Raw genomic sequence first — 24,631 nt, 5'->3', positions numbered from 1 at the left:
CCAGTACTAAAGTAGTAATTTCCCTCGCCAGTGCACCAAAAATCCCCTGTAGGAGTGAGCCTGCTCGCGATGGCGGCTTAACATTCAACATCTCTATTGACTGACACTCCGCTATCGCGAGCAGGCTCGCTTGTATGGTAGGACTTGAAGGGAGGAGGAGGGACAAGGCTCGATTCTGACTGTTGACGCAGTACAGACTGTGGGAGATTTCGCCCCTCCTCCTTTCACCCAAGCGCCGATAAAGAATGCATCTGGCTAGACCGACGATAGGAACAAGCCTGCGCCTCTGGGTGAGCCCTTCAAGTGCTCAAACCTTATCTCGGAGGAAATCCTATGGCAATGCCGGTCTCTCTATCAAAACCGATCGTGGGCGTGGATGTCGCCAAGAATGAACTGGTGATTTATCAGGCTGATAACGATTTGCTTAAAGAGATTCCCAACACTAAAACATCCATCAAGCAGTGGCTGAATACGTTGCCGGGGACGGTGGCTATTGCCATTGAGGCGACCAACATCTATCACCTGGACTTTGCTGATCTGGCCTATGAGGCCGGATGTGCGATTTACATGGTGGGAGGCTATGAACTCAAACATTATCGCGAAGGCGTGAAGATCCGCGCCAAAACCGACGCGCTGGACGCCAAGTTGCTGGCCCGTTACCTGAAGAACGAAGCCGAGGAGTTGCGCCCCTGGACCCCTCCATCACCGCTGTACCGCCAGCTCCTGAGCCTCTTCCGCCGCCGGGCTGCCTTGGTCCAGGCTAGGGTTGGCCTGGTGCAGAGTTGGTCGAATGAGCCGCTGCTGAAAGCGGCTTTTGCAGAACAAGTGAAGTCCATGCAGCAGCTTGAAACGCTGATCGAAAAGACGATCAACGATCAGCTCAAAGAAGCCGGTTTACTCGGTCAACTGAAACGTTGCCTGAAAGTTGAAGGCATTGGATTTTTGACTGGGGCTCGCTTGATAACTGCATTTCAGCGCGGGGATTTTAGAAACGCGGATGCGTTTATCGCCTTCCTGGGCATGGATTTACGGGTGTCTAAATCAGGACAGAAGGACGGTCGCCGCAGTTTGACCAAGCGCGGTGACCCCGAGGCCCGCCGGCTTCTGCACAATGCAGCGATGTCGGCTAGCCGTACGAAAGCCTGGAAAGGGTTTTACGAAGCCCAAAGAGCCCGGGGCTTCAGCACTACTGAGGCGCTGGTGATGCTGGCTCGCAAGCTTGCGCGGGTGGCATTCGCCTTGCTGAAAGGGCAAAGCGAATATCAGTCAAAGGTCAGTTGAGGGTTTCCCCTCAACCATAGAATCTCCCACAGTGGGTCTTCATTTGTTCGCAATATCTGTAGGACGCAGATCCCCTGTGGGAGCGAGTCTGCTCCCACAGGGGGATTGATGGTGTCAGCTGGTTTTGCGCAGCGCGGCGTGTTGCGGGTTGAAAGTGAGGACAGCGAGCAGGGCGAACAGCAGCGTCAGCCCCATGCACACCGCCAGCGCCAGCGGATTGAAACGCTCATACAGGGCAAACCGCACCAGTTCCACAGCGTGGGTAAACGGGTTCAGCGCGCACAGCCAGTACAGCCACTCGCTGGATTCGCGCATCTTCCACAGCGGATACAACGCCGACGACAGGAAAAACAGCGGGAAGATCACGAAATTCATCACCCCGGCGAAGTTCTCCAGTTGCCGGATCGCATTGGACAGCAGCAGGCCCAGCGCACTGAGCATCAACGCCACCAGCAACAACGCCGGCAAGGCGATCAACAGCCCCATGGCCGGTGGCTGCACGCCGTACACCCAGGCAATCGCCAGAAAGGCATACACCTGCAACAGCGAAATCAGCGAAGTGGCCAACAGTTTGCTGCACAGCAGGAAGGTCCGGGGCAGGGGGCTGGTCAGCAGCACGCGCATGCTGCCCATCTCCCGGTCGTAAACCATCGACAGCGAACCTTGCATGCCGTTGAACAGGAGGATCATGCAGGCCAGCCCCGGGATAATGTAGACCTCGTACGGGATGTAGGTGTCGTAGGGCTCAATGATCGCGATCCCGAGGGCCGCGCGAAAACCGGCGGCGAACACCAGCAGCCACAGCAATGGCCGCACCAGCGCGCTGAGAAACCGCGTGCGCTGCAACACAAAGCGCAGCCATTCACGCAGCACGATGCCGCTGAAGCATTGCCAATACGCATTCATCGGGCAGCTCCTGATGTCGTGAGGCGAGTGAAGGCCGAACCGAGGTCGCCGCCATGCGCCTGGCTCAAGGCATCAGCCCGCCCGCTGGCCACCAGACGGCCCTGATGAAGAATCAGCAAGTCATCGCTCGGCTGCACTTCATCCAGCAAGTGGGTGGTCCAGAGCACGCTGATGTGCTGCTCGCGACACAGGTCGCGAATGTGTTGATTGAGCGCCAGCCGGCTGGCCGGATCGAGGCCGACACTGGCCTCGTCGAGCAGCAACAGCCGTGGCTCATGCAGCAAGGCGCGGGCGATTTCCACCCGGCGCCGGTGACCGCCATTGAGTTCACGCACCCGCTCGCGACGGCGTTCGGTCAGCGCCTGCCGCGCCAGCTCGGCGTCCACCCGCAGGCCGGTCTGGCGCCGGGACATGCCATGCAGCGCGGCGTGATAACGCAGGTTCTGCTCGACACTGAGGTCCAGGTCCAGTGTGCTTTGCTGGAACACCACGCCCAATTGCTTGAGCGCCGGACGCGCCGCGTTGCGCAAGGAGCAGCCGCCGACCCGGATGTCCCCACGCTGCAAATCATAGAGCCGGGTGAGCAGGGCAATCAGCGTCGATTTGCCCGCGCCGTTCGGCCCCAGCAACGCCGCGAAACGCCCGGGCGCCAGGCTGAAATTCACCTGCCGCAACGCCTCCCGCGCGCCATAGGCGAAGCTCAGTTCACTGACTTCCAGTGCGTTCATGGCGTCACCACCACGCCCCACGGATAGCGCCCGACTTTCACCGATTTGGTCACTTTGAGGCTGTCGACATCAATCACCGACACATCGCCGCTGACGCCGTTGGTGGCCAGCAACTGTTTTTGATCGGGGGTGAACGACATCTGCCAGACCCGACGACCGACCAACAGATAATCAAGAATCTCGAAGGTCTTGGCGTCAATCACCGCCACATGATTGGCCGGGCCGAGGGCGACGAAACCGTACTTGCCGTCGGCGCTGAGCTTGATGCCCACCGGCTGGACCTTGTCCGGGTGCACGCCCTTGATCTGGAAAGTCAGGGTCTTGAGGACCTTGCGGGTGGCGACGTCGAGAATGGTCACCGTGCCGCCGATTTCCGCCGAGGCCCAGAGTTGCGAGCCTTCAGGTGAAAACTCGACGAAACGCGGCCGCTGATCGACCAGGGTGCTGTCGGCCAGGGTCTGGGTGCTGGTGTCGATCCAGTGCAGCATGTTGGTGGTTTCGCTGGTGTTCACCGCCCACTTGCCGTCGGGGCTGACGGCCATGCCTTCGGGTTCGACGCCAACGCTGATCTGGCTTAGCACCTTGGAGGTTTCGGTATCGATCACCGTCACCAGTGCATCGTCTTCGTTCGAAACGTAGAGCCAGCGATTGTTGGGATGCAGGGCGAACTGCTCGGGGTCTTTGCCCGACGGCAACTCCTTGATGATCTTGCGGGTGGCGACGTCCATCACCTGGACCCGGTCCGAGTCGCTGGCGCAGATGTACAGCAGCTTGTTGTCGTGGGACAGCAGCAAACCGCGCGGCCGTTGGCCGACGGGCAGGGTGTCGGTGACTTGCAACGTCTGCAGGTCGATCAGGCTCAGGGTGTTGTCCTTTTCGTTGGAGACCCAGGCGGTGCTGGCAGCGGCGTGCCCGGCGGCGAGCAGCAGGGCGCAAGAGAGCAGGGTGCGACGCATGGCGGATTCCTTTTTGTTGTAGTTCTTGTGGGAAGCTGGCTCAGGGAAAGCTGCAGCTGACCTCGGGCTTGTCGTAGCCAAGGCTGTCCATTTCGTTGAAAGGGTGCAGGAAGCCGTCTTGCGGCGACGTGCTGACCAGCGCTCGGGGCTGGACGATGGGAATCGGTTGGCGCAACTGACCGTTCCACGGGCGATAACTGAGCTTGCGCCCCTTGAAACCGTCCAGCGGCAATTGATCGCTGATTTCCAGGGTGCGGATCGCCACGGGATCGACCTGCCGCAGTTTGCTCACCGCACTGGCGATGCTGCGCACGGCGATCCAGGCGGCGAAGTCGCGGTCATTCATCCAGCGCCCGGCCAGGGCTTCGAAGCGTTTCTGCAATTGGGCGGCGCCGTAGGTTTCCACGGTTTTGTGCCAGCCCACGGGGGTCAGGCCCTGCGTGCCGGCGACCGGCCGTGGGTACCAGGTCTGGTAGGGCACGTATTCACCGAAATCGCCCCGTTCGTCCGCCACCAGCACCACATCGTATTCGGCGGTCTGGGTGAACAGCGGCATGTCGGCCTGGGCGCTGCGACGCTGATCGTTGTCGAAGCTCCAGGCTTTTTCCGCCACCAGTGTCAGGCCGAATCGTTTGGCGGCGCGGCGCAGGGCGGCGGCGTAGGCCTGATCGTCCGGGGTCGGGCCGACGATCAGCAGCGCCCGTTGCCATTTGCGTAGCACCAGAAACTGCGCCAGGGCATCGGCGAGCATCGCCCGGCTCGGCAGGCTGTGCAGCACGTTTGGCAGGCAGTCGGTGGTGCGCAGGCTGTCATCCGGGCTGCCGGCGTTGAACAGCAAGCTGTCGGGCAGCACGGCGCTGAGCCGGCGCAGGCTCTCCACCGGCGCATTCACCACAAACAGGCGCAGACCCTGTGCATGTTGGGCCTTGGCCGCTTCAATCAGGGCATCCGGGCTGTCGGCATTGGCCGTGACGAGGCTGTAACTCTGGTTGAGAAAACGCCCGGTGCTGTTGCTGTCGGTGATCGCCAGTTCGGCGCCGCGAAGCCCGGCATCGACCGGTTCGGGAATCACGTTGGACAGCAGCGGACCGGGGTCAGGCCGGTAGCCCAGGTAGCCGATCCGCACCTGCAACGGCGCATCCGCCGCCTGGCTCTGCGTTGCCAGCCCGGCGGCGCAGGCAATCGCCAGCAGGTAGATCAGGGCGTAAGGGGCAAGCTGGCGCATAAAGGCACTCCATTACAGGTAGCGCCAGCATAGGAAGCCTGCGAGGCAGATTGAAATATGCAGAAAGTACCAGTGAGGCAGTACCAAGGTAGTAGCTCGCCCGGAGCGGCGCGGTTTTAGCATGGGTGATCACGGCCATCACACTGGAGGAGATTGACCATGCGTATTCTCAAAGCGCTGCTCCTGCCGTTGTTGTTGATCCTGACCCTGATCGGCGTCGACAAGCTCCACAGCCCCCGCCCGGTGTCATTGCTGGTCTTGCCCGCGACACCGGGGCGCTAACCGTGTCGGCCCTGTGGCGGATCAACCTTTGGGTCTGCGGGTTCTTCGTCCTGGTCACCCTGGCGTGCATGGGGTTGCTGGTGCACCAGGCGCTGGCGGACGTGGAGCGCGAACTGCAATCCGCCGAGGCGGTGGTCGAGTACCTGAGCGAAACCGCCGAGCGTGATCCCGCCAGCCTCCAGCCCCGATTGACGGGCAGCCTGCGGCATGTGCGGGTGCGCTGGCTGGAGCCCGGCGAAGCGGCACGGCTGCCGGTTCAGGCCGGACTCGATGCGTGGCTCGGGCGGCTGTTGTTCGCCGAAGCCCGGCACAGTGCGCGAGTCCTGGATTTGCACGATGGCCGGCGCGTTCAGATTGCGGTCGATCCACGGGATGAGATCGACGAAGTCTGGGATTCGCTGCAGCAATTGCTGGGCCTGTGTGGCCTCGCCTTGATCTTGAGCCTGCTTACCATCCGCTGGGCCGTGCGCCGTGGCATGGGCTTGCTCGATGAATTGTTGCGCGCGTTGCAGCAGGTCTCGGGCGGCCAGCTCAAGGTGCGATTGCGCGCGGAAGGTATGCCGGAGGCACGGCAGCTGGCAGCGCATTTCAATCGCATGACCACTGCGCTGGAGCAGTCGCGCGCCGATAATGCCCATCTGACACAGACGTTATTGGCGGTGCAGGAACAGGAGCGCACTCATCTGGCGCAGACCCTGCACGATGATCTCGGCCAGTACCTGGCAGGGATTCGCGCCCAGGCCTGTCTGTTGCGGCTGGTGACGGATCAACCCGTGGTGATGGAACGCACGGTGCGTGAGCTGGAACACAACTGCGAACACCTGCAACAGGGATTTCGGGCGCTGGTGCATGACCTCTATCCGGTGGTACTGCAACACCTGCCGTTGGCAGAAGCCTTTGGCCTACTGGTGGAGCAATGGCAGGGGCGGCACGGCATTGACTGCCAGCTGCGGATCGGCGCGCAGTTGCCGCCCTTGTCCGCGCCGGACAAAACCCAGCTCTATCGCCTGTTGCAGGAAGCGCTGACCAACGTCGCCCGGCATGCGCAGGCCACCCGGGTGCGGGTTCGCCTGCAACATCGAGGCGCGTATCTGCACCTGTTGATTCGCGATAACGGGCGCGGCGCCACACAACCGCAGCGGCCCGGCGTCGGTTTGTATTCGATGTACGAACGCGCGCGCAGCGTCGGCGGCGAATTGCGGGTCATCAGCCACCCCGGCGCCGGATGGGCGCTGGCCTTGAGCATGCCTTTGGAGGTGTCATGAATATTCTGCTGGTCGATGACCATGCGGTGGTCCGTCAGGGCTACGCGAGTTTGTTGCGGGCGTTGTTGCCGGCAATGGAAGTGCGTGAAGCCGCCACCGGCGAAGACGCGCTGATCCGGGTTCAGGAAGCTGTGCCGAACCTGGTGATCATGGATTTCGGTTTGCCGGGGATCAGCGGGCTGGAAACCACCCGGCGTTTGCGTCAACGACTGCCGCAATTGCGGGTGCTGTTTTTCAGCATGCACGATGAACTGCCCTTGGTGCGCCAGGCGCTGGAGGCGGGTGCCTCGGGTTACTTGACCAAGAGCTCGGCGCCGCAAGTGCTGATCGAGGCGGTGCAGCGGATCCTCGCCGGCCATGCCTACATCGAACAGCCCCTGGCCACCCAACTGGCGTGCCACCCGCAACAGGACGCCAGCGACCCGCGATTGCAGAGCATGACCCAGCGCGAGCTGGAGATTTTCGTGATGCTCGCCAAAGGCACCCCGGCCCGCTTGATTGCCGAACAGTTGAGCATCAGCAGCAAAACCGTCTCCAACCACCTGACCTTGCTCAAGAGCAAATTGCAGGTCACGTCCCATGCCGAACTGGTGCATCTGGGGATTGATATGGGGGTTGTGCGCAAGGCGGGCTGACTCGATAGTGCCGGCAACCCATATCCACTGTGGGAGCGAGCCTGCTCGCGAATACGTCGGCACATTCAACCTCTCAGTTGACTGTTACACCGCTATCGCGAGCAGGCTCACTCCCACAATGGTTTTGTGTGCATACAGTTCATTTGTTCCAGGTCGTCGGGCAACCGCTGCAGCCCTCCATGTTCGCATCCTGAAAATTCGCATAATGCTGCCGCGACCCGCTGAGGTTGGCCTGTTCCAGATTGCTTTCACTTAACTTGGCTTCTTGCAGGTTGGCGTCACTGAGGTTGGCACCTTTGAGGTCAGCCTTGCTCAACCAGGTCATTTCCAGGTCCGCGGCACGCAGATTGGTGTTGTGCATTCTCGCGCCGGAGAGGCGGGCGAATTGCAGGTAGGCGCCGCTGAGGTTGGCGTTCTGGAATTGCGCGCCTTGGGCAAACATCCCCCAGCCCTGGATCGCCATCAACGTTGAACCGGTGAAATCCGCCAGCCGCAGGTTGCTTTGTTGCAGGCTGGCGCGGGTCAGGTTGGCGCCTTGCAGCTGCGCTTTTTCCAGGTTGGCGAGGTCGAGTCGGGCGTGCCGCAGGTCGGCATCGCGCAGGTCGGCGCCGCTGAGGTTCATGTTGCGCAGGTCCTGATTGCTCAGGTTTGCGCCTTTGAGATTGGCGCCGGGGCATTGGCTGTGATCGGCGATGGTGCAGCCGTTGATGATGAGTGGGGAGTCGTCGCCGTTGTCGGCGAAAACCGGAAGGGCGGCAAGCCATAGCAGTAGAGGCAGGTACTTCATGACAGGTCCTCGAAAGGTGGAGGGCAGCTGGATACACAAAAAACAACGGTTATGTGGGTTCCTGTGGCGAGGGGGCTTGCTCCCGCCCGGCTGCGCAGCAGTCGTAAATCCAGGCAACTCGGTGTTGCTGAAAAATGAGGGGGCCGCTTCGCAGCCCAGCGGGAGCAAGCTCCCTCGCCACAGAAAAGCTTGTTGAGCACCAGAAAACCCCCTGTGAGCACAGGGGGCAAGCGGATTACTTCTGCGCAGTCTTGTTGTCCCAACTCGGAATCTTGAACACCCAGAACGATCCGCCCTGAGCCACCGGTTTGGTCAGCTCGGCCATGTCACCGCCCCACAACGGCACCGCACCGCCGTAACCGACGGTCACGCCGACGTATTGCTCGCCGTCCTGTTCCCAGGTGATCGGCGGCGAGACGATGCCGCTGCCGGTCTGGAACTTCCAAAGCTCAGCGCCGGTTTTCGCGTCGAACGCCTTGAGGAAACCGTCGCCGGTGCCGGTAAACACCAGGTTGCCTTTGGTGGCCAATACGCCGGCCCATAGCGGCAGCGCTTCCTTGTGTTCCCAAATCACTTTGCCGGTGGTGGGGTTCATGGCGCGCAGGGAGCCGACGTGATCGTCGTACATGCGCTTGATGCGGAAACCCATGCCCAGATAGGCCGAGCCCTTCTTGTAGTTGACCTCTTCGGTCCAGTATTCCTCTTTCCACTGGTTGCCCGGAATGTAGAACAGCCCAGTGTCCTGGCTGTACGCCATCGGGTTCCAGTTCTTGCCGCCGAGGAACGGCGGCGACACTTCCACTGACTTGCCCTTGGTCTCGCCCGGCAACGGTTTGGCCGGACGCTGGCCTGGATTTTCCACCGGTTTGCCGGTCTTGAGGTCGATGTGGCTGGCCCAGGTGATGTTGTCGACGAAGGGGAATGCGTTCTGCAATTTGCCGTTGTTGCGATCGACCACGTAGAAGAAACCGTTGCGGTCCGCGTGGCCGGTGGCCTTGATCGTTTTACCGTCCTTGTCCTTGTAATCGAACAGCACCAGTTCATTGTTTCCGGAGAAATCCCAGGCATCGTTTGGCGTGTGCTGGTAGAACCATTTCACCTCGCCGGTGCTCGGGTCGACGCCGACCTGGCCAGAAGTGTAGAGGCTGTCATAGTCGTGGGGATTGCCGTCCTTGGAAGTGCGCGCCCAGGTATTCCACGGGCCGGGGTTGCCGGCGCCGACGATGATGGTGTTGGTGTCCGGATCGAAACTGGCGCTCTGCCAAGGGGCACCGCCGCCGTGGCTCCAGGCTTCGACCTTGCCGGTTTCGGTGGTCGGGTCATCCGGCCAGGACGGTGCCTTGACGTCGCCGGTGGTGGTGCTGTCCTTGCCGTTCAGCCGGCCCATGTGGCCTTCGACGAAGGGCCGCATCCAGACTTCTTCACCCGTATCGGGGTCGCGCGCAAACAGCTGGCCGACCACGCCGAACTCATCGCCGGAGCTGCCGTGAATCAGCAGCACCTTGCCGGTGGTCTTGTCTTTGATCAGCACCGGGGCGCCGGTCATGGTGTAGCCGGCGGCGTGATCGCCGAACTTCTTGTTCCACACCACCTTGCCGGTGTTCTTGTCCAGGGCGACCAGCCGCGCATCGAGGGTGCCGAAGTAGATCTTGTCGCCAAAGATCGCCGCCCCGCGATTGACCACATCGCAGCACGGACGAATGTTGTCCGGCAGGCGATGGTTGTAGGTCCACAGGCGCTTGCCGGTCTTGGCATCCAGAGCAAACACCCGCGAATAGGAACCGGTGACGTAGACCACGCCATCGCTGACGATGGCCTGGGATTCCTGGCCGCGCTGCTTCTCATCGCCGAACGAATAGGACCAGGCCGGCGTCAGCTTGAACACGTTCTTGTCGTTGACCTGAGCCAACGGGCTCCAGCGTTGAGCGTTGGTGCCCATGCCGTATTGCAGCACGTCCTTGGTGGTCAGGTGATCATTGGCAATGTCTTCCCACGTCACGTTGCGGGTGGGCGTGGCCGGTGCGGTTGCTGCGTGACTTGCAGCACTCAGGGACAGGCTGCCCACCAGCAGAAAAGCCTGCACGGCGATAGACAGAGGGGAAAGGGCGGGTAGCGATCTTATTGTCATGGTTGCGGTTCCCAGTGGAGGTTTTGGCCTGCACAGGGTGGTGCGCCCGGCCGGTTGCCGGATACGGAAAAAGTCCCGCTGTGACCGGGAAGACTTCCCGAACGGCACCTGATTTGGGTGTGCGTCACAAGCCCTACTACCAAGGGACTAGAAGGCGACCACCAAAGCAGCATGGGGATTGCGCGAGGCCGGTACCAATATGGGTGCCATAGCCTCTTCAAAGAGGTTTTGCGTGCAATCTTGAGGGCATAACAATGACAACAAAACGCAACGCCTTGCTCGTTGCCGGACTGCTGGCCGGCTTTATCAGTGCAGGCTCCGTCTGGGCCCACGGCAACGTGGTACCGCAGGCGATCGCCACCCCAGGCCTGACCCCGATCAAAGATGCCGGCGTGCAGGTGGATGCCGACGGTTGGGCGGCGGTGAATCCGTATCGTGCCTCCCCGGAACATGAGAAAGCCGTGGAAATCGGCTCCTCGGCCTATAACCAGAACTGCGCCGCCTGTCATGGCCTGGAAGCCAAGTCTGGCGGCATCGCCCCCGATTTGCGCATGCTCGATGTTGGCGAAGCGGGGGATGAATGGTTCGTCGAACGCGTGCGTCACGGCGCTGTGCGGGATGGCCGGGTCTACATGCCGAAAATGGCGGATTACCTGAGCCAGGAAGCGTTATGGGCGGTGCGCACCTACCTGGACACCGTTCACGTCGAGGAGTAACTCCATGCGCCTGCTCGCTGTATTTTTCAGCGCTGTGTTGCTGTGCTGCCAGGTCGTGCAGGCGCAGGTCCGTACCTATGACGAAATGATCGCTGCCGGGGAGTTGAAAGTGGCGGTCTACAAGGACTTCGCCCCCTACAGTTTTGAAGACGCCGGCCAGCCGCGCGGGGTGGATGTCGAGCTTGCCGGAGCCTTGGCCAAAGCGCTGGGCGTGCGCCTGACGCTGATCTGGGCGCCCGCCGGCGAGAAGCTCGATGACGACCTGCGCGACTACATCTGGCGGGCCAGTCAGCTGCATGACCTGCAGCTGGCCGACCTGATGATGCGCGTGCCGTATGACCGCGATTACGCGCAAAAACGCAACGAACTGGGTGAGCTGGAAAACGGCCATGTGGTGATGTTCGGGCCGTACCAGAACGAACAATGGCAGGTCGCCTATGATCGCCGCCGTCTCGACAAGGTAGGCAGCGTCGCCGTGTTCGAACACCATCCGATTGGCGTCGAAGTCGACAGCGTGCCGTCGTTCTACCTGACCTCGGTGTTTAACGGCATGCTCGCCGGCAAAACCCACCACTATCCCGGTGTACCGCAAGCCTTCGTCGCGATGAAGGCCGGTGAAATCGATGCGGTGATGGCCATGCGTGGCGAGATCGACTGGCAAGTTCACCAAGCCAACGACCCACAAGTGGCGCTGGCGCAAAACGCTTACCCGAACATGGGCAAGCAACTCTGGGAGATCGGCATGGCGGTGCATGAAAGCAACCGGCAACTGGCCTATGCCGTGGAAGAGGCGCTGGAGAGCTTGATCCGTGAAGGGGCGGTCAACACCATTTACGGTCATTACGGCCTGCGCTATGACGTGCCCGAGATGTACCAACCGTGAACTGGCGAGCGAGTTGCCTGTTGCTCTGCTGGTTGCCCCTGGCGGCGCACGCTGCCGGTATCGAGCCGGGCAAAGACCCAGTGCCCTCGGTGATGTGGGCCTTCTACCACAAGCAGATGCTCGGCAATGCACCGTTCGTGTTCGATGACCGGGTCAAGCTGCTGGCGCCGCCGTTCGCCGAAGATGCCCGGCAAGTGCCATTGGAAATCGACGCCCGGGCGTTTAAAGGCGAGGTGGTGAAAATCCTCGCTTGGGCGGAACTCAATCCGTTGCCGAAAATAGTCGATTTCCAACCGCTGGATCGCGTATTGCCGTGGCTGTCGATCCGCATCCGTATCGAACAAGCCACGCCGTTGCGCGCGGCGGTGCTGACCCGTGACGGCCTCTGGCATGTCGGCTCGACACTGATCGATGCGGCGGGCGGTGGTTGCACTGCACCCAGCGTCGTGCGCACCGAGCCTGGCTGGGAAGAGCACATCGGCGAAGTACTGGGCGGTCGTTATCCGCGCGGTGAGTTCAGCCGGGTGCGCTTGCAAGTGGCGCATCCGATGGACAACGGCATGGTCAGCGGCATCCCTGAATTCTTTATCAACCATGCTGAACTGCGCGACGGAAACGATCATCTGCTGGCCCGACTGGAGCTGTTTCCCGCCGTCAGCGAGAACCCCAACCTGGCCTTCGACATCGAAGGGGCAGGGCAGACGCGCCTGGTGCTGCGCGACAACAGCGGCAATCAATTCGATGCGGCCATACCCTGACCCAAGGAGCGCGTGATGCGCTGGATGCTGCTGTTGTTCATGAGCCTGAGCCTGCCGGCCCTGGCGGACCTCGACTATGTGCTCAAGCCCCGGCAGATCGCCGAAGACACCTGGCTGCTCGAAGGCAGCACCGACAATTTCGCCAAGGCCAACGGCGGCAACATCGTCAATACCGCGTTCATCGTCACTGACCGCGGGGTGGTGGTGATCGACACCGGGCCGTCCAGGCGCTACGGCGAAGCGATGCGCAAAGCCATCGCCGCGACCACTGATAAACCGGTGATTGAGGTGTTGCTGACCCATCACCACCCGGACCATGTGCTGGGCAACCAGGCCTTCAGCGACGTGCCAATCGGTGCGTTGGCCGGCACCACCGAGCTGTTGCATCGGCAGGGTGACGCCATGGCCGAAAATATGTATCGACTGGTGGGGGACTGGATGCGCGGCACCGAAGTGCTGCTGCCGACCCGGACGCTGGAGCCTGGCGTATTGAATTTTGGGAATCACGATCTGCGCCTGCTGAGCCTGGGTGGGCACACCGGTGCGGATCTGGCTATTCTCGACCAGAGAACCGGCGTGCTGTTTGCCGGGGACCTGGTGTTTTATCAAAGGGCGCTGACCACGCCCAACAGTCCGGGGCTGTCGGTGTGGCTGGTGGACATCGCCACGCTACAAGGCCTGCCGTGGACGCTGATCGTGCCCGGCCATGGACCGGTGGCCACGGACACAAAACCGTTCGAGCAAATGCGCGACTACCTCACCTGGCTCGATCAGCTCATGCGCGACGGCGCCGCCAATGGCAGTGACATGAGCGAGATGATCCGCAGCCCCATTCCCGAGCGGTTTGCTGGCATCAGCCTGAGTCGCTATGAGCTGATTCGCAGCGTCAGTCATCTGTATCCGCGCTATGAGCGCGCGCAGATGACCCGAGTCGATTCCACCGCAAACAAATGACCCACACACTTTTTTGTGGGAGCGAGCCTGCTCGCGAAAGCAGTGTGCCGATTGACAATAAGGTTGCCTGACACGGCGCCTTCGCGAGCAGGCTCGCTCCCACAGGGGCCGGTGTCGACCTACATAACCGGTGTTCATCTGCTCCGACCCGCTACTAAGGAACTAGCAATCTCCACACTGCGGGCAATTGTTGCGAGGGCGGCGGCGCCCAAGAATCTGCACCAGACCGGGAAAATTTCCCGGGTATAACAAAAACCGCAGAGGCAGCCGTCATGACCCAACCCGCACGTCGCCAACCCTTCGTCTTGAGCCTGTTGCTCAGTGCTATGCTGTTGTCCGGCCAGGCATTGGCCGGCGTCACCGACCAGGACATTCTCCAGGACCCCAAGAACCCGGAGCAGATCGTCACCAACGGTCTGGGCGTCCAGGGTCAGCGCTACAGCCCGCTGGACACCCTCAACGTCAGTAACGTGAAGGACTTGCGCCCGGTCTGGGCGTTCTCCTTTGGCGGGGAAAAACAGCGCGGTCAGCAAGCACAGCCGATGATCAAGGACGGCGTGATGTACATGACCGGGTCCTACTCGCGAGTGTTTGCCGTGGATGCACGCACCGGTAAGAAACTCTGGCAATACGATGCGCGCCTGCCCGATGACATCCGTCCTTGCTGTGACGTGATCAACCGCGGCGTCGCGCTGTACGGCGACCTGGTGTTCTTCGGCACCCTCGACGCCAAGCTTGTGGCCCTGAACAAGGACACCGGCAAAGTGGTCTGGAGCAAGAAAGTTGCCGACCACAAAGAAGGTTATTCGATCAGCGCCGCGCCGTTGGTGATCAACGGCAAACTGATCACGGGCGTGGCCGGTGGCGAATTCGGCGTGGTCGGCAAGATCGAAGCCTACGACCCGAAAAACGGCGATCTGCTGTGGACCCGACCTACCGTCGAAGGCCACATGGGTTACACCTACAAGGACGGCAAAGCGGTAGAGAACGGTATCTCCGGCGGTGAAGCCGGCAAGACCTGGCCCGGCGATCTCTGGAAAACCGGCGGCGCGGCGCCTTGGCTCGGCGGCTACTACGACCCGGAAACCAATCTGCTGCTGTTCGGCACCGGCAACCCGGCGCCATGGAACTCGCACCTGCGTCCTGGCGACAACCTCTACTCGTCGTCGCGCCTGGCGCTCAACCCGGACGACGGCACCATCAAATGGCACTTCCAGAGCACGCCGCACGACGGTTGGGACTATGACGGTGTGAACGAGCTGGTGTCGTTCAACTACACCGAAGGCGGCAAAGAAATCAAAGCCGCCGCCACCGCTGACCGTAACGGTTTCTTCTACGTGCTGGACCGCACCAACGGCAAATTCATTCGCGGCTTCCCGTTCGTGGACAAGATCACCTGGGCCACTGGCCTGGATAAAGAGGGCCGGCCGATCTACAACGAAGCCAGCCGCCCTGGCGCACCGGGCACCGAAGCCAAAGGCAGTTCGGTGTTCGTCGCCCCGGCGTTCCTCGGCGCGAAAAACTGGATGCCGATGGCCTACAACAAGGACACCGGACTGTTCTACGTGCCGTCCAACGAGTGGGGCATGGACATCTGGAACGAAGGCATCGCCTACAAGAAAGGCGCGGCGTTCCTCGGTGCAGGCTTCACCATCAAGCCATTGAACGAAGACTACATCGGTGTGCTGCGCGCCATCGATCCGAAGACCGGCAAGGAAGTCTGGCGCCACAAGAACTTCGCGCCGCTGTGGGGCGGGGTGCTGACCACCAAGGGCAACCTGGTGTTCACCGGCACGCCGGAAGGTTTCCTCCAGGCGTTTAACGCCAAGACCGGCGAGAAAGTCTGGGAATTCCAGACCGGCTCCGGCGTCCTCGGCTCGCCTGTGACCTGGGAAATGGACGGCGAACAATACGTTTCGGTGCTGTCCGGCTGGGGTGGCGCCGTGCCGTTGTGGGGCGGCGAAGTAGCCAAGCGCATCAAGGACTTCAACCAGGGCGGGATGCTCTGGACCTTCAAGCTGCCCAAAGACCTCGTCGTGGCCAAACACTAACCCTGAATCCACCGCATTGATCGTTCCCACGCTCTGCGTGGGAATGCAGCCCGGGACGCTCTGCGTCCCAAGAGCCGAACGCGGAGCGTCCGTTGAGGCATTCCCACGCGGAGCGTGGGAACGATCAAGAACCGAGGCGTTTTCTACGACCAAATAACGAGAGTCCCCCTGCCAACGGCGCATTCGTCTGGCACGCGGGGCTCTCTACTATCGGTTCATCGCCTGTTTGCCCGACAGGCATCGACCCAGACAGAGGCCCACCATGATCTACGCACAACCCGGAACACCCGGCGCCGTCGTTTCCTTCAAAGCGCGCTACGGCAACTTCATCGGCGGCGAGTTCGTTGCCCCGGTCAATGGCGAGTACTTCACCAACACCTCGCCGGTCACCGGTGAAGTCATCGCCGAATTCCCGCGTTCCAACGCCGCCGACATCGAAAAAGCCCTCGACGCTGCCCATGCGGCGGCGGATGCCTGGGGCAAGACCTCGGCCCAGGATCGCTCGCTGGTGCTGCTGAGAATCGCCGACCGTATCGAACAGAACCTGGAAATCCTCGCTGTCACCGAAACCTGGGACAACGGCAAGGCCGTGCGCGAGACCCTGAACGCCGACGTGCCGCTGGCCGCCGACCATTTCCGTTATTTCGCCGGCTGCATCCGCGCCCAAGAGGGCGGCGCCGCCGAGATCAATGAGCTGACCACCGCCTATCACTTCCACGAGCCGCTGGGCGTGGTCGGGCAGATCATCCCGTGGAACTTCCCGCTGCTGATGGCCGCCTGGAAACTCGCCCCGGCCCTGGCTGCCGGCAACTGCGTGGTGCTCAAACCCGCCGAACAGACGCCGCTGTCGATCATGGTCTTCGCCGAGCTGATCGCCGACTTGCTGCCCCCCGGCGTTTTGAACATCGTCCAGGGCTTCGGCCGTGAAGCGGGTGAGGCGCTGGCCACCAGCAAGCGCATCGCCAAGATTGCCTTCACCGGTTCCACGCCGATTGGCGCGCACATCATGAAATGCGCGGCCGAGAACATCATTCCAAGCACCGTCGAGCTGGGCGGCAAGTCGCCGAACATCTTCTTCGAAGACATCATGCAAGCCGAGCCGCAGTTCATCGAGAAGGCCGCTGAAGGCCTGGTGCTGGCGTTCTTCAACCAGGGTGAGGTCTGCACCTGTCCGTCCCGGGCCCTGGTGCAGGAGTCGATCTACGACGACTTCATGAAAGTGGTGATGACGAAGATCGTCAAGATCAAGCGCGGCAACCCGCTGGACACCGAAACCATGGTCGGCGCCCAGGCGTCCGAGCAGCAATACGACAAGATCCTCTCGTACCTGAAAATTGCCCAGGAGGAGGGTGCCGAACTGCTCACCGGCGGCGCGGCCGAGCGTCTGGAGGGCGACTTGTCCAGCGGCTATTACATCCAGCCGACCCTGCTCAAGGGCCACAATAAAATGCGCGTGTTCCAGGAAGAAATCTTTGGCCCGGTGGTGGGTATCACCACCTTCAAGGACGAAGCCGAAGCTCTGGCGATTGCCAACGACAGCGAGTTCGGTCTCGGCGCCGGCCTGTGGACCCGCGACATCAACCGCGCCTACCGCATGGGCCGGGCGATCAAGGCCGGGCGGGTCTGGACCAACTGCTACCACCTGTACCCGGCGCATGCGGCGTTCGGTGGCTACAAGAAGTCCGGTGTCGGCCGTGAAAACCACAAGATGATGCTCGACCATTATCAGCAGACCAAAAACCTGCTGGTGAGCTACGACATCAACCCGATGGGCTTTTTCTGATCCCCTAGGCACACCGCAATCCCCTGTGGGAGCGAGCCTGCTCGCGAAGGCGGCCTGACAGTCAACATCATGTTGAATGTGCTGGCCTCTTCGCGAGCAGGCTCGCTCCCACATTGGTTTTTGTTCGCTTGAAGACCCCCTACCAACGCACGCCGCCACCTCGTTCGAAAGTAGCATTCGGTCGTCTCGCGCCCCGTGCATTAATGGCTTTACCGGAATGTCCCGGCACAAGAAGAGGATTGACCCATGTGGAATAAACCCGCGTTTACCGATCTGCGCATTGGTTTTGAAGTGACGATGTATTTCGCCAACCGTTGATTGTCCACCCGGCCAGCCGTCGCGTTGGCCGGGCCTGCCTTCTGGAGCCTCCCATGCACATCCGCGTTCTCGGTTCCGCCGCTGGTGGCGGTTTTCCGCAATGGAACTGCAACTGCCGCCAATGCGCCGGGATGCGCAATGGCAGCCTGCGGGCGCAACGGCGCACGCAGTCGTCGATTGCCCTGAGCGACAACGGTGTGGAGTGGGTGCTGTGCAATGCGTCACCGGACATTCGCGCGCAGCTTGAAGGTTTCCCGGAACTACAACCGGCCCGTCGCTTGCGCGATACGGCGATCGCCGCAGTCGTCCTGCTGGACAGCCAGATCGACCATTGCACTGGTCTGTTGAGCCTGCGCGAAGGCTGCCCGCATTCGGTCTGGTGCACCGAACGCGTGCATCAAGACCTGAGCAGTGGTTTTCCCTTATTCACCATGCTTGAGCACTGGAACGGCGGGTTGCACTGGCAACCGGTCGGGCTGGACCGTGAACCATTCCGCATCAAAGCCTGCGAACACCTGCAATTTCGCGCGATTCCGCTGGTGAGCAACGCGCCGCCGTACTCGCCCAATCGCGGCCATCCGCAACCGGGCGACACCATCGGTTTGTTTATCGAAGACCGGCGCAGCGGCGCCAGCGTGTTCTACGCCCCGGGCCTTGGGCAAATCGACGACGAAGTGCTGAGCTGGATGCAACGCGCCGATTGCCTGCTGCTGGACGGCACCCTGTGGCGAGACGACGAGATGCGCGTGTGTGAAGTCGGCCAGAGCCTGGGCAGTGAAATGGGGCATCTACCGCAAAGCGGTGCTGGCGGGATGCTTGAAGTGCTGGAAGAGTTTACCCGTCAACGCAAAGTGCTGATCCACATTAACAACACCAATCCGATCCTCGATGAAGACTCGGCTGAGCGCGCGTTGCTGGCGCGGCGGGGGATTGAGGTGGCTTTTGATGGCATGAGTATTGAGCTGTAGCTCATGGCCTCTTCGCGGGCGAGCCTCGCTCCTGCAAGTTTTGTGTCGTGCGCCACTTCTGCAGTCGGCGAAACCTTGCAGGAGCGAGGCTTGCCCGCGAAGGTGTCAGCCGTAACACCGAGAAATCCGGAGAACCGCAATGACTGACCAACCCATGTCCCCCGCCGAGTTCGAGCAAGCCCTGCGCGCCAAAGGCGCCTACTACCACATCCACCACCCGTTCCACCAAGCCATGTACGCCGGCCGTGCAACCCGCGAGCAGATTCAGGGCTGGGTCGCCAATCGCTTCTACTACCAGGTGAACATCCCGCTCAAGGATGCCGCGATCCTCGCCAACTGCCCGGACCGCGACGTGCGCCGTGAATGGCTGCAACGCATCCTCGACCACGATGGCGTCCCCGGCAGTGAAGGCGGCATTGAAGCCTGGCTGCGTCTGGGTGAAGCGGTGGGGTTGGACCGTGAGCAAATCCTTTCTCAGGAATTGGTGCTGCCTGGCGTGCGCTTCGCGGTGGACGCCTACGTCAATTTCGCCCGTCGCGCCTGTTGGCAGGAAGCGGCCAGCAGTTCGCTCACCGAACTGTTCGCGCCGCAGATCCATCAGTCCCGACTCGACGCCTGGCCCACCCATTACCCGTGGATCGACCCGGCCGGTTACGACTATTTCCGCACGCGCCTGAGCCAGGCGCGGCGCGATGTCGAGCATGGTTTGCGCATCACCCTGGCGCACTACGTCACGGTCGACGGCCAGCAACGCATGTTGGAGATTCTGCAGTTCAAGCTCGACGTGCTGTGGAGCATGCTCGACGCGATGAGCATGGCCTATGAGCTGGGTCGGCCGCCGTATCACACCGTCACCAAGCAGAATGTCTGGCACCGGGGGATCGCCCTGTGAACCTGATCGAACAGCCACCCGGTCCGCCCTTGTGGTTATTGGCCGAGCTGACCTACCGCTGCCCGTTGCAGTGCCCGTATTGCTCCAACCCGCTGGATTTCGCCCAGCAAGGCGAGGAATTGAGTACCGAAGAATGGATTCGGGTGTTCCGCGAAGCCCGGGAGATGGGCGCGGCGCAACTGGGTTTTTCTGGCGGTGAACCATTGGTGCGACAGGACCTGGCCGAGCTGATCAAAGCGGCGCGGGACATGGGTTATTACACCAACCTCATCACCTCGGGCATCGGCCTGACCGAGCAGAAAGTCCGCGACTTCAAGGTCGCCGGGCTGGACCACATCCAGATCAGCTTTCAGGCCGCCGACGAACAGGTCAACAACATGCTCGCCGGCTCGCGCAAGGCCTTCGCCCAGAAGCTCGCCATGGCCCGAGCAGTCAAGGCCCAGGGTTACCCGATGGTGCTGAATTTCGTCACCCACCGGCACAACATCGACCAGATCGCGCAGATCATCGACCTGTGCCTGGAACTGGAAGCGGACTTCGTCGAGCTGGCCACCTGTCAGTTCTACGGCTGGGCCGAACTCAACCGCGTCGGCCTGTTGCCAACCCGCGAGCAATTGCAGCGTGCCGAGCGCATCACCAACGAATACCGCGAGCGACTCGAGGCCCAAGGGCATCCCTGCAAGCTGATCTTCGTCACCCCGGACTACTACGAAGAGCGCCCCAAGACCTGCATGAACGGCTGGGCCAACCTGTTTCTCGACATCACCCCGGACGGCACGGCACTGCCTTGTCACAGCGCCCGCCAGTTACCGGTGGAGTTTCCCAACGTGCGCGAACATAGCGTCTCGCACATCTGGACCGAATCCTTCGGCTTCAACCGCTTTCGTGGCGATGACTGGATGAAAGAGCCGTGCCGCTCCTGCGATGAGAAGCACAAGGATTTGGGCGGCTGTCGCTGCCAGGCGTTCATGCTGACCGGTGATGCCGAAAACGCCGACCCGGTGTGCAGCAAGTCGGCGCACCACGGGGTGATCCTCAAGGCCCGCGACGAAGCGGACGCGCCGGGGCAGGGCATGGAACACCTTACGTTGCGTAACGAGAAAGCATCGCGGCTGATCTATCGCGGATAAACCAAGGACGACCCAAATTCCCTGTAGGCGTGAGCCTGCTTGCGAAGAGGCCTGCACATTCAACATCTACATTGCCTGACCCACCGCTTTCGCGAGCAGGCTCGCTCCCACAGGGGATTTACGGTGAATACAATATCGGCCTGCTTGCTACCCATTGGTCTGATTGCATTCGCGTCGGGATGGGTTAGTGTGGTTCTACCTTCAAAACAATAAAAACAGGCTTTCCAATGAGCCAGAGTCTCAGCCAGCTGCGTAAATTCGTTTCGCCTGAAATCATCTTCGGTGCCGGTTGCCGGCATAACGTCGGCAACTGCGCCAAAACCTTTGGTGCGCGCAAGGTGTTGGTGGTCAGCGACCCCGGTGTGATTGCCGCCGGTTGGGTGGCCGATGTCGAAGCCAGCCTGCAAGCCCAGGGCATCGATTACTTTCTCTATAGCGACGTGTCACCCAACCCGCGGGTCGAGGAAGTCATGCTCGGCGCCGAGTTGTACAAGGAAAACCACTGCGATGTGATCGTTGCGGTCGGCGGTGGCAGCCCGATGGATTGCGGCAAAGGCATCGGCATCGTCGTCGCCCATGGGCGCAACATCCTTGAATTCGAAGGCGTCGACACCATTCGTGTGCCCAGCCCGCCGTTGATCCTGATTCCGACCACCGCCGGCACCTCGGCCGATGTCTCGCAGTTCGTGATCATTTCCAACCAGCAAGAACGCATGAAGTTCTCCATCGTCAGCAAGGCCGTGGTGCCGGACGTGTCGCTGATCGACCCGGAAACCACCCTGAGCATGGACCCGTTCCTGTCGGCCTGTACCGGCATCGATGCGCTGGTGCATGCCATCGAAGCGTTCGTCTCCACCGGCCACGGGCCACTGACCGACCCGCACGCCCTGGAAGCGATGCGCCTGATCAACGGTAACCTGGTGCAGATGATCGCCAACCCGGGCGACATCGCCCTGCGCGAAAAAATCATGCTGGGCAGCATGCAGGCCGGGTTGGCGTTCTCCAATGCGATTCTGGGCGCGGTGCACGCGATGTCCCACAGCCTCGGCGGCTTCCTCGATTTGCCCCACGGCTTGTGTAACGCGGTATTGGTGGAACACGTGGTGGCGTTCAACTACAGCTCGGCGCCGGATCGCTTCAAGGTGATCGCCGAGACCCTCGGCATCGATTGCCGTGGCCTCAATCACCGGCAGATCAGCGGACGGCTGGTCGAGCACCTGATCGCCCTGAAACACGCGATCGGCTTCCATGAAACCCTGGGGTTGCACGGGGTCAGCACCGCGGACATTCCGTTCCTGTCGCAACACGCCATGCACGACCCCTGCATCCTCACCAACCCGCGCGAATCCAGTCAGCGTGATGTCGAGGTCGTCTATGGCGAAGCCCTCTGACGAGCAGCAACGCGCGCTCGCCGGGCTACTGGGATTAGGCAGCCACTCGGCGCGCAAGAGCCATTACCCGGAACTCGCCGCACGGCTGGACGAGTTGGAAGCCGAGCGCAACCGCTACAAGTGGCTGTTCGAAAACGCCGTGCACGGGATCTTCCAGGCCAGCCTGCTGCAAGGCATGCGCGCCGCCAACCCGGCGCTGGCACGAATGCTCGGCTATCAGGACCCGCAAGAAGTGTTGTTTTCGCTGGCGGACCTGGCGAGCAACCTGTTTGTCGGCGGTGCCCGGGAGCTGGAGAACATCGGCGAAATCCTCCGCCACCAAGGCAGCCTGCACGGTTATGAAACCCAATTGCGGCGCAAGGACGGCAGCAGCCTTGACGTGTTGATGAACCTGTTGCTCAAACCCGATCAGGAAGGGCTGGTAGAGGGCTTTGTCGCCGACATTACCGAACGCAAAATCGCCCAGCAGCGCCTGCAACAACTCAATGACGAATTGGAGCAGCGGGTGACCGCGCGCACCGACGAACTGCTCGAAGCCAATCGCAACCTGCAACAGCAGATCACCCAGCGTAAACAGATCGCAGAAGCGTTGCGCGACGCCCGGGACGCCGCCGAAGCCGCCAACCGCAGTAAGGACAAATACCTCGCTGCCGCCAGCCATGACTTGCTGCAACCGCTCAACGCCGCCCGTTTGCTGATCTCGACGTTACGCGAGCGCAAATTGCCGGATGTCGAGCAGGTGCTGGTGGAGCGCACGCACCAGGCCCTGGAAGGCGCTGAAGATTTGCTCACCGATTTGCTCGACATTTCCCGGCTCGATCAGGCTGCCGTCAAGCCGGACGTCGCGTTGTACCGCCTCGACGAATTGCTCGCGCCGCTGGTCTCGGAGTTCCAGTCGGTGGCCGAGGCCGCCGGGTTGAACCTGCGGGTGCACATGGGCGACTACGCCATTCACACCGACTTGCGCTTGATGACGCGGATCCTGCGCAACTTTCTCAGCAACGCCTGCCGATATACCGATGAGGGCTGCATTCTGCTGGGGGCCAGACGGCGCGGCAACATGCTGCGCCTGGAAGTGTGGGACACCGGGCGCGGGATCGCGGCGGACCGGCTGGACTCGATCTTCCTCGAATTCAATCAACTGGACGTCGGGCGCGCCGCTGACCGTAAGGGCGTGGGGCTCGGACTGGCGATTGTCGAGCGTATCGCCAAGATCCTCGGCTATAAAATAGGCGTACATTCGCGCCCGGGACGCGGTTCGATGTTCAGCATTGACGTGCCGATTTCCCATGAGATTCCGCTACCGATCAGTCTGGCCGCGCCGCAGCCGGGTACGGGTAACCCGTTGCCGGGCCGGCGCCTGCTGGTGCTGGACAACGAAGTGAGCATTCTGGAGAGCATGAGCGCTCTGCTCGGGCAGTGGGGTTGCGAGGTGGTCATTGCCACGGATGAACACTCAGCGCTGGCGGCCTTGCAGGGGCGGGCGCCGGAACTGATCCTGGCGGACTACCACCTCGATCACGGGGTGGTGGGCTGTGATGTGGTGCGGCACTTGCGCGAGCATTTCAACCGGACGATTCCAGCGGTGATTATCACCGCCGACCGCACCGACCAATGTCGGCGCTCGTTGCAGCGACTCGACGCGCCGCTGCTGAACAAACCGGTGAAACCCGGCAAGCTGCGTGCAGTGCTCAGTCAGATGTTGGGCTGATCAAGCCGGCGATAGTGCAGGCTGAAACCCAGTTCGGTGGATTGACCTTGCTCCAGCAGACGCAGCCCCGGCCGACCCGGCAGGTGGTGGGCGTTGACCGGATGGCTGACCGGTTCGATGCAGAAAAAACCCAGGCCCACCGGGCAGTAGAGCAGGTAGTTATCGCTGCCGGTGGCCTGGCATTCCAGTTCATAACCGAGCTCGGGTTGCTGGATCAGGCAATGACCGTCCCATTCGCAGAAACCGTTGTCGACCAGCGTGTCCGGCAGGGTTTTGAGCTGATGAAAGTCCCACTCGTCGGGCACGTCCATCCGTTCGGTCGGCAGTTTAGATTGATCGCATAACCAGACTTTTTCCGCTTGAGCCTGTAGTCGCGTGTCGGCGGTGCGCGGAAAGTACGGGTGCAGGCCGAGCCCATGCCACGCGGGGTGTTTGGCCAAGTGGGTGACGTGCAGATCGATACTCAATCGGCCCTCTTTCAGATGAAACCGCTGCCGGGCGCGATAGGCGAAGGGGGCAATGCTGTTGAGTTGCAGGACGACTTCGTCATGGGTCTGCGACATCACCTGCCACGGTTGTTGCCAGGCGCTGCCGTGAATCGGTAACGGATCGGTGAGGCTGTTGGGCGTCAAGGCGAGCCAGCCTTCGGGGCAGTCAAAACCTCCTTCGGCGATGCGGTTAGACCAGGGGACCAGGGGATAGCAGCCCAGCTTGCCCGGCAGGCCGGTGTTCAGCGCATGAGCGTCGTTGTGGCGCAGCAGCGGTTGCCCGGTACTGCGAACGGTCCAGTTGACAACGCTGCCGCCGAGTCCGGGGGCGAGGGTGAGGTGGGTGAGTTCGTCTTTGAGTTCGAGAATTTCTGGCGTCATGTTGACCCGCGATA

Annotated in this window: 23 protein-coding genes; 16 read left to right on the top strand and 7 right to left on the bottom strand. The window is 61.6% G+C overall.

What is annotated here, in order from left to right; genetic code table 11:
- Window positions 1-333 precede the first annotated feature (333 nt).
- Window positions 334-1,281, top strand: a complete 948-nt coding sequence (locus tag RHP74_RS17975) for an IS110 family transposase (protein WP_042932411.1) — start codon at window positions 334-336, stop codon at window positions 1,279-1,281.
- Window positions 1,282-1,395: 114 nt separating this feature from the next.
- On the opposite strand, the gene RHP74_RS17970 is transcribed toward RHP74_RS17975, so the two are convergent.
- The 4 genes from RHP74_RS17970 to RHP74_RS17955 are packed head-to-tail and all read right to left on the bottom strand — an operon-like array spanning window position 1,396 to window position 5,096.
- On the bottom strand, window positions 1,396-2,187 hold the full coding sequence (locus RHP74_RS17970) for an ABC transporter permease (protein WP_083376511.1): 792 nt from the start codon (window positions 2,185-2,187) through the stop codon (window positions 1,396-1,398).
- Entirely contained in the window at window positions 2,184-2,915 is a 732-nt protein-coding gene (locus tag RHP74_RS17965) for an ABC transporter ATP-binding protein (protein ID WP_154913391.1), read from the bottom strand. Before RHP74_RS17965 ends, RHP74_RS17970 begins: the two co-directional genes overlap by 4 nt.
- A complete protein-coding gene (locus RHP74_RS17960) occupies window positions 2,912-3,871 on the bottom strand; it encodes a YVTN family beta-propeller repeat protein (RefSeq protein ID WP_077749296.1) in 960 nt (319 codons plus the stop codon). Before RHP74_RS17960 ends, RHP74_RS17965 begins: the two co-directional genes overlap by 4 nt.
- A gap of 40 nt (window positions 3,872-3,911) precedes the next feature.
- Complete coding sequence (locus RHP74_RS17955; protein ID WP_311095978.1) at window positions 3,912-5,096, bottom strand: ABC transporter substrate-binding protein; 1,185 nt, start codon at window positions 5,094-5,096, stop codon at window positions 3,912-3,914.
- A gap of 159 nt (window positions 5,097-5,255) precedes the next feature.
- On the opposite strand from RHP74_RS17955, the gene RHP74_RS17950 reads away from it, so the two are divergent.
- The 3 genes from RHP74_RS17950 to RHP74_RS17940 are packed head-to-tail and all read left to right on the top strand — an operon-like array spanning window position 5,256 to window position 7,278.
- The gene (locus tag RHP74_RS17950; RefSeq protein ID WP_255311831.1) at window positions 5,256-5,378 is read left to right on the top strand and encodes a hypothetical protein; all 123 of its coding nucleotides are present in this window, start codon (window positions 5,256-5,258) and stop codon (window positions 5,376-5,378) included.
- A gap of 2 nt (window positions 5,379-5,380) precedes the next feature.
- Window positions 5,381-6,643 carry a histidine kinase gene (locus RHP74_RS17945; protein WP_083376514.1) on the top strand — a complete coding sequence of 421 codons (1,263 nt, stop codon included), beginning with the start codon at window positions 5,381-5,383 and terminating at the stop codon, window positions 6,641-6,643.
- On the top strand, window positions 6,640-7,278 hold the full coding sequence (locus tag RHP74_RS17940) for a response regulator transcription factor (RefSeq protein WP_010455143.1): 639 nt from the start codon (window positions 6,640-6,642) through the stop codon (window positions 7,276-7,278). Before RHP74_RS17945 ends, RHP74_RS17940 begins: the two co-directional genes overlap by 4 nt.
- Before the next feature lie 139 nt (window positions 7,279-7,417).
- On the opposite strand, the gene RHP74_RS17935 is transcribed toward RHP74_RS17940, so the two are convergent.
- On the bottom strand, window positions 7,418-8,065 hold the full coding sequence (locus RHP74_RS17935; RefSeq protein ID WP_311095977.1) for a pentapeptide repeat-containing protein: 648 nt from the start codon (window positions 8,063-8,065) through the stop codon (window positions 7,418-7,420).
- Window positions 8,066-8,300: 235 nt separating this feature from the next.
- Entirely contained in the window at window positions 8,301-10,193 is a 1,893-nt protein-coding gene (gene exaA / locus RHP74_RS17930) for a quinoprotein ethanol dehydrogenase (protein ID WP_311095976.1), read from the bottom strand.
- A gap of 254 nt (window positions 10,194-10,447) precedes the next feature.
- Between exaA and pedF the strand changes: the two genes are divergently transcribed.
- The 12 genes from pedF (at window position 10,448) to RHP74_RS17870 (ending at window position 23,748) form a co-directional block, all read left to right on the top strand.
- On the top strand, window positions 10,448-10,909 hold the full coding sequence (gene pedF, locus RHP74_RS17925) for a cytochrome c-550 PedF (protein WP_077749292.1): 462 nt from the start codon (window positions 10,448-10,450) through the stop codon (window positions 10,907-10,909).
- A 4-nt stretch (window positions 10,910-10,913) separates the two neighbouring features.
- Window positions 10,914-11,792, top strand: coding sequence for a transporter substrate-binding domain-containing protein (locus tag RHP74_RS17920; protein ID WP_311095975.1), 879 nt, complete (start codon window positions 10,914-10,916; stop codon window positions 11,790-11,792).
- Complete coding sequence (locus tag RHP74_RS17915; RefSeq protein WP_311095974.1) at window positions 11,789-12,550, top strand: quinoprotein dehydrogenase-associated SoxYZ-like carrier; 762 nt, start codon at window positions 11,789-11,791, stop codon at window positions 12,548-12,550. Before RHP74_RS17920 ends, RHP74_RS17915 begins: the two co-directional genes overlap by 4 nt.
- Window positions 12,551-12,565: 15 nt before the next feature.
- The gene (locus RHP74_RS17910) at window positions 12,566-13,504 is read left to right on the top strand and encodes a quinoprotein relay system zinc metallohydrolase 1 (protein WP_311095973.1); all 939 of its coding nucleotides are present in this window, start codon (window positions 12,566-12,568) and stop codon (window positions 13,502-13,504) included.
- A gap of 272 nt (window positions 13,505-13,776) precedes the next feature.
- Window positions 13,777-15,555 carry a PQQ-dependent methanol/ethanol family dehydrogenase gene (locus RHP74_RS17905; protein ID WP_010455128.1) on the top strand — a complete coding sequence of 593 codons (1,779 nt, stop codon included), beginning with the start codon at window positions 13,777-13,779 and terminating at the stop codon, window positions 15,553-15,555.
- Window positions 15,556-15,817: 262 nt separating this feature from the next.
- Complete coding sequence (locus RHP74_RS17900) at window positions 15,818-17,338, top strand: aldehyde dehydrogenase family protein (protein WP_154501125.1); 1,521 nt, start codon at window positions 15,818-15,820, stop codon at window positions 17,336-17,338.
- A gap of 246 nt (window positions 17,339-17,584) precedes the next feature.
- On the top strand, window positions 17,585-17,656 hold the full coding sequence (gene pqqA / locus RHP74_RS17895; protein ID WP_010455123.1) for a pyrroloquinoline quinone precursor peptide PqqA: 72 nt from the start codon (window positions 17,585-17,587) through the stop codon (window positions 17,654-17,656).
- Window positions 17,657-17,709: 53 nt separating this feature from the next.
- Window positions 17,710-18,624, top strand: coding sequence for a pyrroloquinoline quinone biosynthesis protein PqqB (gene pqqB / locus RHP74_RS17890; protein WP_311095971.1), 915 nt, complete (start codon window positions 17,710-17,712; stop codon window positions 18,622-18,624).
- Between the two features lie 139 nt (window positions 18,625-18,763).
- Window positions 18,764-19,516 carry a pyrroloquinoline-quinone synthase PqqC gene (gene pqqC / locus RHP74_RS17885; RefSeq protein ID WP_154501123.1) on the top strand — a complete coding sequence of 251 codons (753 nt, stop codon included), beginning with the start codon at window positions 18,764-18,766 and terminating at the stop codon, window positions 19,514-19,516.
- Entirely contained in the window at window positions 19,513-20,646 is a 1,134-nt protein-coding gene (gene pqqE / locus RHP74_RS17880) for a pyrroloquinoline quinone biosynthesis protein PqqE (protein WP_010455116.1), read from the top strand. Before pqqC ends, pqqE begins: the two co-directional genes overlap by 4 nt.
- A gap of 227 nt (window positions 20,647-20,873) precedes the next feature.
- Window positions 20,874-22,037, top strand: a complete 1,164-nt coding sequence (ercA, locus tag RHP74_RS17875) for an alcohol dehydrogenase-like regulatory protein ErcA (RefSeq protein ID WP_010455114.1) — start codon at window positions 20,874-20,876, stop codon at window positions 22,035-22,037.
- Window positions 22,021-23,748, top strand: a complete 1,728-nt coding sequence (locus RHP74_RS17870; RefSeq protein WP_010455112.1) for a NahK/ErcS family hybrid sensor histidine kinase/response regulator — start codon at window positions 22,021-22,023, stop codon at window positions 23,746-23,748. Before ercA ends, RHP74_RS17870 begins: the two co-directional genes overlap by 17 nt.
- Here RHP74_RS17870 and RHP74_RS17865 read toward each other — a convergent pair.
- Entirely contained in the window at window positions 23,733-24,617 is an 885-nt protein-coding gene (locus RHP74_RS17865; protein ID WP_311095969.1) for an aldose 1-epimerase, read from the bottom strand. The two genes, RHP74_RS17870 and RHP74_RS17865, sit on opposite strands and share 16 nt — an antisense overlap.
- Window positions 24,618-24,631 lie beyond the last annotated feature (14 nt).

Origin of the sequence: Pseudomonas sp. SG20052 (assembly GCF_031766055.1) — a bacterium.
Classification (GTDB): Bacteria; Pseudomonadota; Gammaproteobacteria; order Pseudomonadales; family Pseudomonadaceae; genus Aquipseudomonas; species Aquipseudomonas mandelii.
This window is presented reverse-complemented; position numbering and strand designations above follow the sequence as displayed.